Origin of the sequence: Limnobaculum zhutongyuii (genome assembly GCF_004295645.1) — a bacterium.
Classification (GTDB): domain Bacteria; phylum Pseudomonadota; class Gammaproteobacteria; order Enterobacterales; family Enterobacteriaceae; genus Limnobaculum; species Limnobaculum zhutongyuii.
This window is the reverse complement of record NZ_CP034752.1, coordinates 3,514,554-3,531,170: the sequence shown is the minus strand read 5'-3', so window position 1 is coordinate 3,531,170 and position 16,617 is coordinate 3,514,554. Positions and strand designations below refer to the sequence as shown.

At 47.3% G+C, this 16,617-nt stretch carries 15 protein-coding genes; 13 read left to right on the top strand and 2 right to left on the bottom strand.

The features are described from left to right. Positions 1–9: 9 nt before the first annotated feature. From EKN56_RS15710 to EKN56_RS15700, 3 genes are all read left to right on the top strand, one after another. Complete coding sequence (locus tag EKN56_RS15710) at positions 10–822, top strand: siderophore-interacting protein (protein ID WP_130592656.1); 813 nt, start codon at positions 10–12, stop codon at positions 820–822. Between the two features lie 126 nt (positions 823–948). After that, positions 949–3,762, top strand: a complete 2,814-nt coding sequence (locus EKN56_RS15705) for a DUF2339 domain-containing protein (RefSeq protein WP_130592655.1) — start codon at positions 949–951, stop codon at positions 3,760–3,762. Beyond that, positions 3,759–5,204: a DUF3999 domain-containing protein gene (locus tag EKN56_RS15700; RefSeq protein WP_130592654.1), complete on the top strand. Its 1,446-nt coding sequence runs from the start codon at positions 3,759–3,761 to the stop codon at positions 5,202–5,204. The genes EKN56_RS15705 and EKN56_RS15700 overlap by 4 nt, the downstream gene beginning before the upstream one ends. A 209-nt stretch (positions 5,205–5,413) precedes the next feature. Here the strand turns inward: EKN56_RS15700 and EKN56_RS15695 are convergent, their stop codons facing one another. Then, positions 5,414–5,875, bottom strand: coding sequence for a DUF1622 domain-containing protein (locus EKN56_RS15695; protein ID WP_130592653.1), 462 nt, complete (start codon positions 5,873–5,875; stop codon positions 5,414–5,416). 168 nt (positions 5,876–6,043) lie between these two features. Continuing rightward, complete coding sequence (locus EKN56_RS15690) at positions 6,044–6,313, bottom strand: hypothetical protein (protein ID WP_130592652.1); 270 nt, start codon at positions 6,311–6,313, stop codon at positions 6,044–6,046. A gap of 569 nt (positions 6,314–6,882) precedes the next feature. Between EKN56_RS15690 and EKN56_RS15685 the strand changes: the two genes are divergently transcribed. The 10 genes from EKN56_RS15685 (at position 6,883) to EKN56_RS15640 (ending at position 16,615) form a co-directional block, all read left to right on the top strand. Further along, positions 6,883–9,303 carry a DMSO/selenate family reductase complex A subunit gene (locus EKN56_RS15685; protein WP_130592651.1) on the top strand — a complete coding sequence of 807 codons (2,421 nt, stop codon included), beginning with the start codon at positions 6,883–6,885 and terminating at the stop codon, positions 9,301–9,303. A 10-nt stretch (positions 9,304–9,313) separates the two neighbouring features. Further along, positions 9,314–9,931, top strand: coding sequence for a DMSO/selenate family reductase complex B subunit (locus EKN56_RS15680; RefSeq protein ID WP_130592650.1), 618 nt, complete (start codon positions 9,314–9,316; stop codon positions 9,929–9,931). Position 9,932: 1 nt separating this feature from the next. Beyond that, positions 9,933–10,709 carry a dimethyl sulfoxide reductase anchor subunit family protein gene (locus EKN56_RS15675; RefSeq protein WP_130592649.1) on the top strand — a complete coding sequence of 259 codons (777 nt, stop codon included), beginning with the start codon at positions 9,933–9,935 and terminating at the stop codon, positions 10,707–10,709. 65 nt (positions 10,710–10,774) lie between these two features. After that, positions 10,775–11,359: a Tat proofreading chaperone DmsD gene (dmsD, locus tag EKN56_RS15670; protein WP_130592648.1), complete on the top strand. Its 585-nt coding sequence runs from the start codon at positions 10,775–10,777 to the stop codon at positions 11,357–11,359. Then, the gene (locus tag EKN56_RS15665; RefSeq protein WP_130592647.1) at positions 11,359–11,898 is read left to right on the top strand and encodes a 4Fe-4S binding protein; all 540 of its coding nucleotides are present in this window, start codon (positions 11,359–11,361) and stop codon (positions 11,896–11,898) included. Before dmsD ends, EKN56_RS15665 begins: the two co-directional genes overlap by 1 nt. 43 nt (positions 11,899–11,941) lie before the next feature. Then, positions 11,942–12,604 carry a DUF3592 domain-containing protein gene (locus EKN56_RS15660; RefSeq protein WP_168189671.1) on the top strand — a complete coding sequence of 221 codons (663 nt, stop codon included), beginning with the start codon at positions 11,942–11,944 and terminating at the stop codon, positions 12,602–12,604. Between the two features lie 274 nt (positions 12,605–12,878). Beyond that, a complete protein-coding gene (gene yhfZ / locus EKN56_RS15655) occupies positions 12,879–13,784 on the top strand; it encodes a GntR family transcriptional regulator YhfZ (RefSeq protein WP_130592645.1) in 906 nt (301 codons plus the stop codon). An 18-nt stretch (positions 13,785–13,802) separates the two neighbouring features. Further along, positions 13,803–14,162 (top strand): PRD domain-containing protein, encoded by a 360-nt coding sequence (locus tag EKN56_RS15650; RefSeq protein ID WP_130592644.1) that lies wholly within the window; start codon positions 13,803–13,805, stop codon positions 14,160–14,162. 67 nt (positions 14,163–14,229) lie between these two features. Further along, positions 14,230–15,405 carry a YhfX family PLP-dependent enzyme gene (locus EKN56_RS15645; protein ID WP_130592643.1) on the top strand — a complete coding sequence of 392 codons (1,176 nt, stop codon included), beginning with the start codon at positions 14,230–14,232 and terminating at the stop codon, positions 15,403–15,405. Next, on the top strand, positions 15,398–16,615 hold the full coding sequence (locus EKN56_RS15640) for a phosphopentomutase (protein WP_130592642.1): 1,218 nt from the start codon (positions 15,398–15,400) through the stop codon (positions 16,613–16,615). Before EKN56_RS15645 ends, EKN56_RS15640 begins: the two co-directional genes overlap by 8 nt. Positions 16,616–16,617: the final 2 nt, after the last annotated feature.

The window sequence follows — 16,617 nt, the reverse complement described above, 5'->3', positions numbered from 1 at the left end:
ATCTGCCCTATGTCCTCCTCTTGCCCTCCCAAACGCGCTGAAGGTCAGCGGCAATTGCACGTTATAGCGTCTTATATGCTGACGGAAAATATCCGCCGGGTGATTCTGGGGGGCGAAGAATTGGTCGGTTTAGACATTGATGCCAGCCTGATTGGTCCTCATTTAAAACTCTTTATTCCACCGGCTAACGCAGCGTGTTTACTTTGGCCTGAATACGATGCTTTAACGGGGCGTCTGGTATGGCCGGAGCAGGGGGAGCGTCCAATCCTAAGAACCTATAGTCTGCGCAATTATGATGCTCAATTACATCAGTTAACTATCGATCTGGTCTGTCATGACGGTGGTGTGGCTTCCGATTGGGCTAAACAGGCTAAAGCGGGCGATAAAATAGGAATTTGGGGGCCGGGCGCTCGAGTGTCCTATAGCGATCAATGGCTGGTGCTGGCGGGTGATATCTCGGCACTGCCCGCGATTAGTTATACTCTGGAACAAGTTTTGCCTGCTCATGCTAAAGGCAAAGCTATTATTGAAGTGCCTTCAGAAGCTGATTTGATTCCTTTACATGCGCCAAAGGGAATGGAGATCACTTGGTTAGTCAGGCACCCAGGGCAGGAGAGTGGCTTGATTGATGCCGTTGCCTCGACGCCAATTCCTGCGGATGTTTCACCCTTAATCTGGGGCGGAATGGAGTGTGATTTAGCCAAAGGATTGCGCCGGGCGATTAAGGATAAGATGGGGCTACAACGTGATGAATATTATCTGGTGAACTACTGGCGCGAAGGCGTGCCTGAAGGTGGTTTTAACCATTCCTCCGATGAGTAGTGGCTCGATTTAGCGTTAAAACAGCAGAAAAATGGGGATGTAAGGTAACAATTTGTTGTTCCACAGTAGACGATAAAGCGTATTCCTGTGAAACTGGCTTCACCCTCTATTCAGGATGAATCGATAATGGATGAGTTGATATTCCTTGGTTTTATCATTCTTATCGCTGTACTGGCATCGCCAATAATGGCGCTGGTGGCTATGAGCCGCAGCCGCCATGCCAGAGACGAAGTAAGCCAGCTAAAAAAGCAGGTTGAGTCGTTACAAAAGCAGCTTAACCAGTTGGCAGATATTCCGGTCAGGCGATCTGATGCTCAGGAGACCAGAGTCGAACCCGCCGTATCACAACCATTACCAGAGCGGGTTATTCCTCCGGTAACGGATAAACCTATTCCAGTTGCACCACCGGCGATGGCAGCGAAAAGCGATGTCGAGCCTGTCAATCTACCGCCAAAATCCTCTGAACCCATCCAGGAGATTCCGATTGCTGCGGCGAAACCGCTGGCTGTTCCGACATCATCGGTAAATGTTGCGGCGTCGAAACCAGCTGCAGCACCGAAACCGGTATTGCCCCAAACTCAGCCGGCAGCGCCTGCACAAAGTGAAAGTTCAGATATTTTCTCTGGCATCATTTCCTGGCTGGTAAAAGGCAATCCGGTAGCAAAACTGGGAATTCTGTTGCTGTTTTTTGGCATCGCCTACCTGCTGAAATATACCATTGAACGGGATATGTTCCCGATTGAGCTACGCCTTGCCAGCTCTGCGTTAATTAGCGTGGTGCTGTTGGCATTAGGGTGGCGTTTACGCCATAAGCAGTCTCTGTATGCTCTGATATTGCAGGGCGGTGCCGTGGGGGCGTTATACCTGACGGTATTTGCTGCTTTCAGGATTTATGAACTGTTACCGCACACTTTTGCTTTTGTATTGATGCTGGTCATTTGTGCCGCCAGTGTGGCACTGGCCGTGTTACAACGGGCGTTGAGTCTTGCGATGCTTGCCAGTATCGGCGGTTATCTGTCACCAATCCTGCTCTCCACCGGCAGTGCTAACCATATTGGCCTGTTCTCTTACTATTTACTTATTTCCAGCGGCATTCTGTTTATCAGTATCTGGCAGTCGTGGCGGGTGCTTAATCTGCTGGGCTTTGTCTTCACGTTTGGCGTGGCCATCATGTGGGGTGTTGAGCATTATCAGCCAGAGGATTACCTCTCCTGCCAGCTATTCCTGATTGCCAACCTGGTTCTGTTTAGCCTGCTGGCTGAGCTGTTTGCGGTGAAAAACCGACTTCAACAGCATATGGCAATAGATGGAACACTGTTGTTTGGGCCTCCGCTGATTGGCTTCGCTTTGCAGTATGCAATGACCGAACAATGGCAATTTGGTCCGGCGTTCTCCGCGCTGGGCTTTGGCCTGATTTATCTGGTAATTACCTGGGGTACGCTGCGCCGTTTTCCACAGGAAGGTAAACGTATTGCTTTGGGCTATCTGGCTCTGGGGGGAAGCTTTGTTACGCTGGCAATTCCTCTGGCGCTTTCTGCTCAATGGACCGCGCTGGCGTGGGCGCTGGAAGGTTTGGGTATACTGTGGTTTGGCCTGCTGCAACATCAGCGTCGTTTAAGCTGGAGTGGCAGTGCATTGCTGGTACTGGCTTTAGGTGCCCAGTTAGTGGCCTATCAGGATTATCGTTGGGATATCTCTTTACTGTTTGTTTTACCGGTGCTGTTCCTGTGCTTTATTGCCGGTGGTGCTTTATGGCGCCACTTCAAACCAGAGTCTGATGCCTGGAAAGGGATCAGTATGGCGATGTTGGTGGCCGGTATTATGCTCTGGTGCTGGTGGTTGATGGAACTACCGTTAGCTTTCTGGACCAGAACTTACAGTCTGGAACCAATGTTACTGGCGCTGCTGGGACTCAGTGTCTCGGTCTGGATATGGCGCATTGCCGGAAATCGTTTAGCGTGGACGGAGTTAAAACAATCGGTTTGGTTATTGTGGCCGGCCGCGGTGATGGCGCTGTTCTTGCAACTTAATGATAATCCATTACCAACCGCATTAGGGTGGTGGAATCTGATTTGGCTGATAGTTGTTGCTACCGCACTCTTCCTGCTGCACCGTGATGCTCCTCAATTGCTAAAAGGAAATGCAGAGAAACTGGCACATCTGGCTCTCTTCTGGCTGGTATTGGCTTGGGTGGGAAGCGAGGTCTACTGGCGCACCATTCAAATGGCATGGGGAATGAACGAATGGCGCTTCTATCTGCAGATGTGCAGCTTGTCATTGGTTATTCTGCTACTGTGGATCGCCGATCGCCGTCAGTACTGGCCGATTAAGGCTCATGCCGATGTTTATTGGCTGGGCACCATTCCGCTGATGGTTGCAGCAGGCGCTATGCTGTTAACCGGCAACATGATGGATGGGCAGATGGTAAACTGGCGTTATATTCCATTGGTGAACCCACTGGAAGAAGCGGCAATGTTTGGTATTTTAATGCTGGTCATCTGGATCCGCCGTATTAGCGTCATTTTGAAGCCGCATGCCATTCAGTTAGATTCTATTATTCCGTTAGTCGGCTGGGGCCTGACTTTCTGGTGGTTCAATGGCATTTTGCTGCGGGCATTGGCTTACTATGCGGATATCGACTGGTGGTTTGACGCACTATGGGCATCACGTCTGGTTCATACCACGTTTGCCATCGTCTGGACGCTTATTGCTCTGATTTGTATGGTGTTCTCCGCTCGCACCGGACGTCGGATTATCTGGTTCATTGGTGCTGCCTTACTGGGCGTGGTTATCTTTAAATTATTCCTGGTGGATAGCGCTAAAGGGGGCGGTTTAGCCCGTGCCATCGCATTCCTGGGTGTTGCAGTCTTGCTATTAGTCGTGGGATATTTTTCCCCATTACCTCCCCGTCAGCCGCTTAAGCAGGAGCCAAAGGCATGATGTCGTTAATAAAAATAAAAAAATCCACCTTCACTTTACGCGCAGCGTTATGTGGCCTGTGCATATCGATGTTACCGCTGGCTCAGGCTGATGAAACTGAGTTAACGCCAAAGGATTTTTATAAAGGAGCAGAGCTGGAAGTGTCTGCTCCATCCCCTTTTTATCGCTTAACGCTGCCGGAAGAAGTCTATCTTGAAACGGTCTATCCTGATTTGCGGGATGTTCGGGTGTTTAACAGTTCGGGGCAGACGGTCACTTTCGCTTTATCAGCGGTGGATAGCGACACTACCGAACAGCAAAATATCCCATTACGTATTTTCCCGATGCAGGTGTCAGTGAGTAAACCTGAAGAGAATCAACGAGATGATAGAGAAACCTTTACCTTTAAATCGGCCGGTGGCGTTGAAGTAAAACTCTATCAGGATGGTGAACGTAAACCGCAAGCGACTTATTTGTTAGAGTTGAATCAGGATAAAGATAAGTCTGACGACGTTGGTTTTAACCAAGTTATGCTGGACTGGGCCCAAAGCAATGCCAACTGGCAGGCCAAAGTCACTCTGTATAGCAGCAGCGATCTGAAGGATTGGCGCAAACAGGCGGATAATGCACCACTGATGGATTTAACCTCCGGTACCGACCGTTTGTTGCTGAATAACATTGATATTGATGATAACTACAGCAGTCGACGCGCTCGCTATTGGCTATTGGTGGTTAATGGCGATGAAAAGATTGCTATCCCTGCTATCTCTAAGGCTCAGGGGGTGGTGATTAGCCGACGTACGGCGGTTGAAACCATTGAGCTGGCGTTTAAATCTGAAACGGTATCGAAAACCGAAGCGATATATCAGCTGCAGCGCCCTCAGCCTCTGTCATCCCTTTCCATCGTGCCCGATCAGAGTAATACGGTATTACCGGTAAATATTGAGTATCGCAGCACTGAGGAAGATAAATGGCGTCCATTGTCGACAGCGGTGGTATATCAAATTCATGGTGATACCGGATACCGTACTTCGGAGCCTTTAGCGATGAACCGTCTGTTAGTTCAGGGGATTCGGGTGAAAGCAGTAAGCGGTAACTGGGGTGATACTGTCCCTAAAGTCGTCGCTCAACGTGAACGTGTAGATGTACTGTTTAACGGACAGGGCAATCCTCCCTATTTATTGGCATGGGGGGCAAATCAGGCCCCTAAAGCGACGATTGGCGTGAATCAATTAATCCCAGCCTCAGAAATGCAGCCAAATGGATTACAGGGCCTGCCGCAGGCTTATGCCGGAAGTACCATGGTGCTGGGTGGAGAAGAGCGTCTGACGGCAACTTCGTCGGTAGAACGTGCACAACAATGGCAAACCTGGTTATTGTGGGGGTTACTGATTGTTGGCGTTGTTGGATTGGCGCTGGTGGTACTGAGACTGGCTCGCGAGTTGATGGAGCCCAAAAAGTAAGTAACTGAGCAAACCAGATAGTTTGGTTTTATGCTTTAGCGTCATTTATCGTCGGGCGGCGCCCGACGTACTTCGAAATCAGATGCAGATATTCTTCCGGCCGGGCACGATGGTGATATGTGTATATTGCCATTATGACCGGAATATCCCTGAATGCTGATTTATTCTCTCTGTCAGCATAACCATCAGACCTCTATCTGAGGTGTCGATTATTTATTTTCTGCCGCAACTTCATCATTCTGAGGCTTGTCTTCATGCTCAGAAATCTCAGATTGATTGTTCTCAATGATATCGGTTTTTTGCTCTGCGATTTTTTCTGTTACTGGAACCGGGATTGAAATTGGAGGAATCGCAGCGAGCGTTTTAGCTTCCCGACCAATAAAGAATGACAGTAAGGTGCGAACTACCACAATAGAAACCAGCACAATTAGCTCATTGTAGCCTGGGCTCATGATCGCTCGCAGTATATTCACCGCAATCAGAATTTCCAGACCAAGCAGTAAGCGGGAACCGAAGGGAACGCGTATTGCCAGCAGGCCATTGGCGGCCTGATGTTCGCGTTTAATTTCGCTGCGAATAAAGCCAATAACCGCAGCAATGACAGCATAAACGATGATGAATATACTGATAGCGCTCAATATATCGTTAATAAGATAAAGTATGTCTACCATAAAAAGATCCCTGTAGTGGTGAAAACATCAATGCTTCCCTCTCTTTTCCTTAGAGGGGCGGTTAGTTAGCATCCCATGAATTTGCGCTGCAAAATAGCTGTCAATATTCCCTGTTATATAGATGACCCCTATTTACACTAAAACGTTCCTGCCGAAAGTGAATATATTTCAAACAATCATGGTCAGGAGAAATAGCTTTCCTTTCAACACCTCTTCAGGCGCGGTGACAATTTTGATGTCCATTAGCTTTAGCATGTAACCGGGGGTAACGCTGAGATAGGGGGAGTTTTTATTGTTATAGCGCATCTTGAACAGTTCGTGCATATCGTCTTTGCGTATCACGATCAGCATCTTATCGTTCGGAACTTTGCCATATTGTAAGAAGACGTCTTCCTTCTTTCGCTGGATACCTTCAATAAGATGTTCAAGTAGCGGCATAGTTTTTCTCGCAGCGAAAGGTTATGAATAAAAAGTATCACTAATTCTGTTTCTGATAAACAGAGATTTCTTGTTGAAGTATAGGTGAATTTCTACCAATGGAATCGCCAGCGGTGGCTTTTATCGGTTTGATGATTTAACCATATTTGAATATTTGGTTTACCGTTAGCGGTGCATTATTAATGCTTCTTATTCATTTACCACTCTTGTATCGGGAATAATCAGCAATGGTTTCTGACTTACTGCTAATACAATCTGCAATCGGTTCCTGCACATTAAACCACCGTATTTTTTATTTTAAGGCTGGCAGAGTTTATTTTTACTTCCCTACAGATATTAATTTCACATATCCGGCATAAATTGAATGACTTATGCCGTATTCAATATTAACGGTGCTGATTAATATTAATTTAAACAACTACATCAATAACCATAATGAGACAGCGTAATCAATTTGGGGGAGCTCTTGATGTAGATCAGTAAAGACCTTTCTCAAGTAATCGTATTATCACTCTTAATAACAATAAACGTCCTAATATTTCTTTCTTGTTACCATGAGGGTAATGTCGATGCAGAGCAAAAAAACAGCGCGCCCTGGCGAGGTGTCGCGGCGGGAGTTTATCAAAACTTCCGTGGCTGCCACAGGTGCAGCCACAGTGGCGGGGTCATTAACCTTGCCATTTACTACCACGGCGGTTGCTGCACCAGAAGCAGCTTCAGCGGAAACCATTAAATACAGCGCTTGTCTGGTCAACTGCGGAAGCCGTTGCCCACTGAAGGTGCATGTTAAAGATGGTGTTATTACCAAAATCTCCAGCGAAACCGATTTTAATGATTCCACCTATGGTGAACATCAAATTCGCCCGTGCTTGCGGGGCCGTTCGGTGCGTTGGAAAACCTATAATCCTGACCGGATTAAATATCCGATGTTACGCACCGGCGCCAGAGGTGAAGGCAAATTCAAACGTATTAGTTGGGATGAAGCCACCACCATTTTAGCCGAAAAGCTAAAATATACCGTTGAAAAATATGGTAATGAGGCAATTTACTATCAGTACGGATCCGGCTCCACAGGGGCTAATTTACAAGGTCGTAATGCCTGTAAACGTATGCTCAATTTGTATGGCGGTTTCCTCGATCAGCATGGAACTTACTCTACGGCGCAGATCAACACCGTCATGCCATATGTGTATGGTGGTCTGGCAGAAACCCTGCTGTTGGAAATTAAAAACTCCGACCTGGTGGTGATGTTCGGGCATAATCTGGCTGAAACCCGTATGTCTGGTGGCGGTCAGTTCTATGAAACGCTGAATGCGCTGAAACAAAGCCATGCGCGGGTGATCATTATTGATCCACGCATGACCGACAGCGTAACCACACTGGATGCCGAATGGATCCCTATCTATCCGGGAACCGATAGCGCTCTGGTTGCGGCTATTGGTTATACCCTGATTAAAGAAAACCTCACCAATGAAGCGTTCCTGAAAACCTACTGTGTTGGTTGGGATGAAAGTACTCTACCTGAGTCAGCGCCTAAAAATGGCTCTTACAAAGATTATTTATTAGGTAATGGCCCGGATAATATTGCCAAGACGCCGGAATGGGCGAGCGAAATTACCGGTATTTCACCAACCCGTATTATTCAACTGGCGCGTGAGATTGGCTCGGCTAAAGCGGCCTGGATATCCCAGGGCTGGGGGCTACAACGCACCGCCAACGGCGAGCAAGCATCCCGTTCTATCATGATGTTGCCGTTAATGACGGGCCACATTGGTCGCGCCGGTACGAACACTGGTGCATGGGGCGGAAACGTAGCCTATTCCGTACCGGGATTTGCTATTCCTAATCCGATTAAAACCGCCATTCCTTGCTTTATGTGGACTGATGCCATTACGCGCGGAACCGAGATGACCGCGAAAAATGCCCACGTTAAAAATAAAGATAAGCTGACAACCAACGTTAAGTTTCTGTGGAATTATGCCAGTAACGTCATGATGAACCAGCATTCTGACGTGAATAAAACCCATGAAATTTTGCAGGATGAATCGCTGTGTGAATTCATTCTGGTATGGGAAACCCACATGACGGCCAGCGCCAAATATGCTGACCTGCTGCTGCCGGATGTTACCTCAGTTGAGTCAAACGATCTGATCAATAACTCCTATGCCAGCGGTGCTTATAACTACTGTATCCGTTTGCAGAATACCATCGAGCCGCTTTGGGAATGCCGCCAGTCTTATGATGTTCTGGCAGAAGTGGCGCAAAAATTGGGTATTCGCGAGCAATTTACCGAAGGGCGCACCCATGAGCAGTGGATTGAATATTGCTATAACAAAATGCGCGAGAAAGATACGACCTTACCTGAGTTTGCACAAACCAATGATAAGGGCATTGTCGCTCGCGCTCTGGCAGACAGTTCTAAATCCATTGCGTTAAAAGATTATCGTGACGATCCTCAAGCCAACCCGCTGAAGACGCCATCGGGCAAAATTGAAATTTACTCAGAAGCGTTGGCTACTATCGCCTCCACCTGGGAGCTGACGGAAGGGGATCGTATCCCGGCCGTGCCAGAGTATTGCCCAACCTTTGAAGGGGTTAGCGATAAGGCAGTACAAGAACTGTATCCACTTCAAATGACCGGCTTCCACGATAAAGGCCGTGTGCACTCTTCGTACTATTCAGTGGCCATGCTGCGTGAAGCGGTACCTCATATGATGTGGATGAACCCGATTGATGCACAGGCTCGTAAGTTGAAGCACGGCGATATGGCCGAAGTATTTAACGACCGTGGCCGTATCCGTATTGCTGTCAAAGTGACCGAGCGTATTTTACCGGGAGTTATCGGTGTACCACAGGGCGCATGGCGTAATACCAACGAGCAAGGGGTAGATGTGGGCGGATGTATTAATACGCTAACCACCCAGCGGCCTTCTCCATTGGCTAAGGGTAACCCTCAACATACCAACCTCGTTGAAGTAAAACGTGCATAAGGAGATAGTGATGAAACAGTATGGTTTTTACGTAGATAGCTCCAAGTGCACTGGGTGTAAAACTTGCCAGATTAGCTGCAAAGACGAAAAGGATTTGCAGCTGGGGCCAAAATTGCGCCGGGTTTATGAGTTTGGCGGCGGTACCTGGTCTAAACAGGGAAATCTGTGGACACAAAACGTGTTCAATTATTACCTGTCAATTGCCTGTAACCATTGCTCCAAGCCAACCTGTGTTGAAGGTTGCCCAACCGGCGCCATGCATAAGCGTGCAGAAGATGGACTGGTGGTGGTTAATCAGGATATCTGTGTTGGCTGTCGTTATTGCGAAATGCGCTGCCCTTACGGAGCCCCGCAGTTTGATGAGTCGAAGAAAGTCATGGCTAAGTGTGACGGCTGTTATGAACGAGTAGGGCAAGGGATGAAACCTGTTTGTGTTGAATCTTGTCCTCAGCGTGCGTTGGACTTTGATGAAATCAGTGTATTGCATGAAAAGTACGGCTATCAGAATGGGGTTGCACCATTACCGGATCCATCGCTGACCTCACCGAATCTGGTGATTAAAGCCCATCGGGATGCAAAACCTTGTGGTGATACATCCGGTCATATTCAGAATCCGGCGGAGGTGTAAGATGCATGAATTACCACTGGTATTTTTTACCGTACTTGGACAAAGCGCTGTAGGGGTGTTTTTGTTGGCCTTTGTTAGCTATCAGCTCAAATTGAGCGACTGGGAACAGCTCAGACGGGCTAACCTGTTGGCGCTGGTGTTGATGGCTATTGGCCTGATTTGCAGTATTTTCCACCTGGGGCAGATTTTCCGCATGTTTAATGTGATGGCTGGAGTAGGACGCTCGCCAATGAGTAATGAAATCGCGTTATGTGGCGCTTTCTTTGCTTTGGCTTGCGGTACTCTGTTCTTTAGCTACATCAAGAAAAACGTCGGGATCGCCAGCGTACTGAATGTGGCAACTATTCTGCTTGGGTTGGCTTTTGTCTGGTCAATTACCAAAGTGTATCAATTACAAACCGTAGGCAGTTGGAATACGGGTTACACCGCACAGCAAATGTGGCTTACCGTACTGGTTGGCGGCGGAGCCTGTGCTGTTTTAGCCGGAGTACGTAAGGTGGGTGCCATTGCGCTGTTGATTGGTGCCATTGTCAGCCTGGTGGCTAAACCGGGTTATCTGAGCTTTGTTAATCAGGTTGAACCCGCACTCTCTTCCCAACAGACGCTATTCTGGGGTATTCAGACCTTCTGTCTGGCTCTGGCGGTGTTGGTTGCGGTCGTGGTGTTGATTAAGCATAAGGGTTTGGGTTCTGTTCTGGCTCTTGGCTCTGCTGGTGTGGTGATTGGAGAACTGGCTTCCCGCATCGCATTTTACAATTTGTGGTCAATCGCCATGTAATCATTTCAGGCTGACCGGAAAACCGGTCAGCCTGTTGTGAAACACTAGAAAAAGGCCCTGTTGTTATGCTAATGAATACCACGATTCCCCGAATTATCGGAGCCTGCTTTTATTATCCGCCACAGACAACGCTGATCGCAGTATTGCCTGAATTGGTGGCGCTATTTCCCTGGCCGCAGCCAGAGTTGCTTCGTCAACAAACTGAGCGCCTGACGGAGTTTGACGCAGAAACCTTGATGCATGATTACTCTATGCTGTTTGAAGGAGTCGGCATGATGCCTGCGCCTCCCTGGGGTTCTGTTTATCTGGATCGGGAAAACCTGTTAATGGGCGATTCCACTCTGGATTATCGTCAGTTTCTTGCTCAGCAAGGAATGGCGACCAATACCGATAATCCTGAACCGGAAGATCAGTTTGGCTTGATGTTAATGGCCTTTGCCTATTTATTGGAATCAGATAAACCCACCGCCGCACAACAATTGTTGAGTGAGCATTTACTGCCTTGGGCAGAACGCTATTTGTCACTGGTACAATCAAGTGATACTGAGCATGTTTTTTATCCGCAACTGGCGGAGATGACCTGGCTTTATCTGCGAACCCTCCAGCAACAGCTTAATTTGCCGGTTGAAGCGAAGGAGCTTTATCTCTGATGAAAGATGAGCGCTTTTACAAAGCCTATATGGAGCATCGAACCGTCAGTCGGCGGGGATTGCTGCGTGGATTGCTCAAAGGTGCTCAGACCATTCCTGATTCATCTCCGGTGAAACATCATCAAAAAGCCGAAGTGATTCGCCCTCCGGGAGCCGTTGATGAGGTGATATTCCAACAGGCCTGTACCGGTTGTGGCGATTGCGCTTCCGCCTGTCCCGAATCGTTGATTGTATTGAATGCCTCTCTGCCCGAGCTGGATTTTATCTCTAATTATTGTACTCGCTGCGATCGCTGTATTCAGGCTTGCAGCCCTGGTGCTTTGCGAAGTGGCCCGTTTAATATTAATGCCCGGGCTCAATTAAATCACGCCTGTCAAAACAGCTATATGTATTGCGATAGCTGTTCCGGACGCTGTGATAAAAAAGCCATCCAGTGGCAAAGCGGTCGCGCGCCGGTTATTCAAACTGAGCTGTGTGATGGCTGTGGTGAGTGTGTATTCGTTTGCCCGGTAAAAGCATTGGAAATGGTGGTAATATAACGGTCGTTGATGATTTGGTAACGGGTTTCAGGGAAGAGAGATTGTGAAGATATTCATTTGGATTTTTACTCTTGTTGGCGTGTTGTTGCTCTCGATGGCGGGATATATAGGTTATTCTGCTTATAGCCTCGAAGGTGAAGGGGTTAAGACGACAGGAACGATTATTGCCTTGAACGGCACCCACCCTGTGGTTCGGTTTGTCACCGGGGAAGGGGAGCGGGTGACTTTTGAATCCTCTCTTGGTTCCAGCAGTTATACCAAACAGCTGGGTCAAGATATTGACGTTGTTTACCGACCTGACGCACCTCAGCAAGCTGAAATTGATGACTTTATATCACAATATCTTGTATCTATTATTCCCGGAATAATAGGTCTTATCTTTACGCTGACAGGTCTTATCCCCGCATTCATTATTCGCTATCGTGGAAAAAAGAAAATCCGATTATTGCAGCAGGGCAGGCCAGTAAAAGCGTTGATTACCGATGTGGATGTCAATCGCACGATTAAAATTAATGGTCGCTCGCCGTTTAGAATTTCATGCCAGTGGCGTAATACCCTGACTAATCAACATTACATTTTTACCAGCGAAAATATTTACTTCGACCCACGCCCTTATATTGAGCAACAGGAGATAACGGTCTATATCAACGGTGAAAATATCAAAGATTATTATGTGGATGTTCGATTTCTGCCGGAAAGAGTTTAATAAACGAATTCAATTGAAAGGGATAGCCGATGGGCTATCCCTTTTTCGTTGTCTCTAATTTGATCAAAGCGTTACAGGCGCGAAAAATATTAGATTATTTATCTTCATAATAAAAATAATTATCGTATAACTTAATGTAAAATATGATTTTATAGTAAGTTAAATATTCAAATTCTTTACTATTGTGATAGTAATCTCTTTTTATTATTTCTTACATTGCATGATATCTTCAAATTTATGAAGATATAGCGTAGCAGAATGGGTTAAGGGACCTATGAGTAAAACATTTATTAAAAAAGAGGGGATCGCTCAGTCCTTCCTGGCTCGTTACCTGCTGGCATTACAATCAGGAAGCCGCCTGAAAACCATTGATGAGCTTGCCAGAGAGTGCGAGTTATCTGTTGGATTGATGCAGTCTGCGCTGAAAGATCTGGAAAGCTTTGGTGCCCTGAAAGTTGTGCGGCGCGGCCGCAACGGGAGTTTTATCGATACCATCGATCATAAGCTGCTGTTGCAGTTTGCCAATATCGATAATGTGGTTTGTGCTATGCCATTGCCTTACGCCCGGGTTTATGAAGGGCTGGCCAGCGGATTAAAAGCCCAGTTTGCCGATATGCCGTTTTATTTCGCCCATATGCGAGGGGCAGACATCCGCGTTCAATGTCTGGAAAACGGTATATATGATTTAGCCGTCACTTCTCGTCTGGCGGCAGAGCAGCATTTAAAACAGGGCAATATCTATATCGCTCTGGCGCTGGGGCAGCAAAGTTATGCCGAGCAACATAAGCTGATTTTTCGGCAGGGGCAGGAAAAAAATATTCAACGTATTGGCATCGACAGTACGTCCGCTGACCAAAAGATCATGACAGAAGAATGGGTTGGCGGCAGAGATATTGAATTTGTAGAAGTTTCTTACCACGAATGTTTAAACAAGATTGTTAGCGGCTACATTGATGCGGCTATCTGGAACGTGGGGCAGGGAAAGACACTGGAAGCCCTTGGCCTGATGACCAGCGCGCTGTCAGGCAATGAGTCTTGCTATAAAGCGTCTGAAGCGGTGATTCTGACACGCAAAGATGATAAGCAGATTCAACAGTTGGTAAATACCATGCTCAATCGTGATGCTCTGTTGCTACATCAGCAGCAGGTGGTAGCCGGGCAGATTGAGCCGACTTATTGATATAAAAAGAGAAGTGATATGGAACAGCGGTTAGCCATTCTTTTACAAGGTGGCGTAATTGATCAAGATATTCACGATGGCATGCTAAATGTGATTACTGAGCTTGAACAGCAGTGGAACATTTCGATACGTCATTCACAGGGGAATATGGCATTAACCCATATGGCCAGCGCGTTAATGCGTTCCCGTCGTGGTGAAAGTATTGCCCCGATTGATAATGAGGTTTTGGAAGAGGTTCAGCAGTCTGAGCAGTATCCGTCGTTAGTGATTATTCATCAGGCGCTACTTCGACATTTTCCTCTGACTATCGATCCATCGGAAGAGGGATATTTATTGGCTAATCTTTATAGCCTGATGTTGGCGGCAAACGATCGCTAATTTTTTCAACTTAAATATTCATTTATTTGAATATTTAAGTTGTTAAGCCTGTATTTAAGGGAAAGGTATGTTTGTTGATGCACTTAAAAGGCAGAACCCACAACTGATTGAGGCCGCAGTCACGCTATGGCGTCAGGGCGCTATTCTGCCTGATACCTATGTTATCGATGTGGATCAGGTGCTGGAAAATGGTCGCAAGCTGCTTAAAACTGCGAATGATTATGGTATTGAACTCTATCTGATGACCAAACAGATTGGACGCAATCCAACCCTTGCCCGGCAGCTAATTGAATTGGGTTATCGGGGTGTGGTGGCGGTGGATTTCAGAGAAGCAGAAATTTTAACTGAGCATCAGATTCCTCTTTGTCATGTCGGACATTTGGTACAGATCCCGGATGGGCTGGTGGAAAAAATGCTCCGGTTACGTCCTGAGGTGATAACGGTTTTTTCCCTTGAAAAAGCACGGCAGATTAGCCAAGTGGCGCAGTCTATCGGTACGGTACAGCCGGTGATGATTAAAGTCATTGCCGATAGCGACAAGCTTTACCCCGGTCAGGAAGCAGGATTTATGCTGAATGACCTTGAGAATATTGTTCATCAGATACAAATGATGCCGGGTATCAAACTTACCGGGCTTACCCATTTTCCCTGTTTGCTATGGGACGATAAGCAACAAAGCACTCTGCCTACACCAAACCTGCAAACCTTGCTGGCGACTTACCATCGGCTTACCGATATGGGCGTTGGAATTCAGCAGCTTAATGCCCCTTCGGCTTCAAGCTGTGGCACTTTACCGCTGTTGGCAGAGTATGGCGTTACCCATACCGAGCCCGGACATGCACTGACCGGCACTATTCCCGCTAATCATTCCGGTACTGAACCTGAAAGAATAGCCATGGTATATATCACGGAAGTATCCCATCAGTTTTCAGGCCTTAGTTATTGCTTTGGCGGTGGTTATTACCGCCGTGGCCATGCCAGTAAGGGACTGGTTTTCTCTTCCTCTTCATCGAAGTTTCAAACTGCCCGGGTATTACCGCTGGATGATGCCAGCATTGATTACCACATTCCTCTGGAAGGCAACTATCCGGTGGGGAGCGGTGTTGTTATGTGTTTTCGCACCCAGATTTTCGTTACCCGCAGTGACGTTGCTTTAGTTTCTGGTATTCAAACCGGACAACCCGTACTGGATGGCATTTATACCAGTCAGGGGATGCTTAAACAGGGGGCTTTCTATGGCTAAGTTTTTGGTATTGGTGATTGATAGTTTTGGTGTTGGTGCCATGGATGATGTGCCACAGGTGCGCCCGCAGGATATCGGTGCGAATACCTGTGCGCATATCTTGCAGGCTAAACCTGATTTGCGTTTGCCGGTGCTGGAAAAGCTGGGAATGATTAATGCGCTTGGGTTTAGCGCCAATGTGATGCAACCAAGTGCTGAGGCCAACTTTGGTACTGCCGATTTGCAACATGAGGGTGGCGATACTTTTATGGGGCATCAGGAGATACTTGGAACCAAACCGAAAACCCCGTTAAGAATTCCTTTTTCTGAAGTCATCGATGCGGTAGAGCAGGCACTGTTCGCGGCAGATTATCAGGTAGAACGTATTGGCGGCACACTACAGTATTTATTGGTTAATCAGCATGTTGCCATTGGGGATAATCTGGAAGCCGACCTTGGTCAGGTATTTAATATTACTGCCAACCTGTCTGAAATCTCTTTTGAGCAGGTAAAAAAGATCGGGCGCATTGTTCGTGATTGCGTCAGTGTCGATCGGGTTATTGCGTTTGGTGGTCTGATGGCATCAAGTCAGCAAATCCTCGATGCCGCAGAAGAGAAACTCGGTATTTATATCGGCATCAATGCACCAAAATCAGGGGCCTATGACAAGGGTTTTCAGGTTGTTCATATGGGTTATGGTGTGGACAGTCAGGTACAGGTACCGGAAAAACTGCATAGTCGCCGGATCCCTACCACGCTGATCGGTAAAGTCGCTGATATTGTGGATAATCCCCACGGTATAAATCACATCAATCTGGTTGATTCACAAACCATCATGGATATCACCCTTGACGCTATAAAGCAGCCGGGGGATCGATTTATCTGTACCAATATTCAGGAAACGGATCTGTCAGGACACGCTCAGAATGTGGAGCGCTATGCGGATCGTCTGATGGTGGTAGATAACAACCTTGCTGACATATTGAACGTTATGACGCCGGAAGACTGTCTGGTGGTCATGGCGGATCACGGTAATGACCCCACCATTGGGCACAGTAAACATACCCGAGAGAAAGTACCGCTGTTGGTTTATCGACCCGGGGTAACCGGCGTTCAGATTGGCCATCGGGATAGCCTGTCTGATGTTGGCGCGACGGTATGTGATTTTTTCCATGCACCGGCACCGCAGAATGGAACATCGTTTCTGGCGCTGCTTAAGGCTCAGGAGTAAAC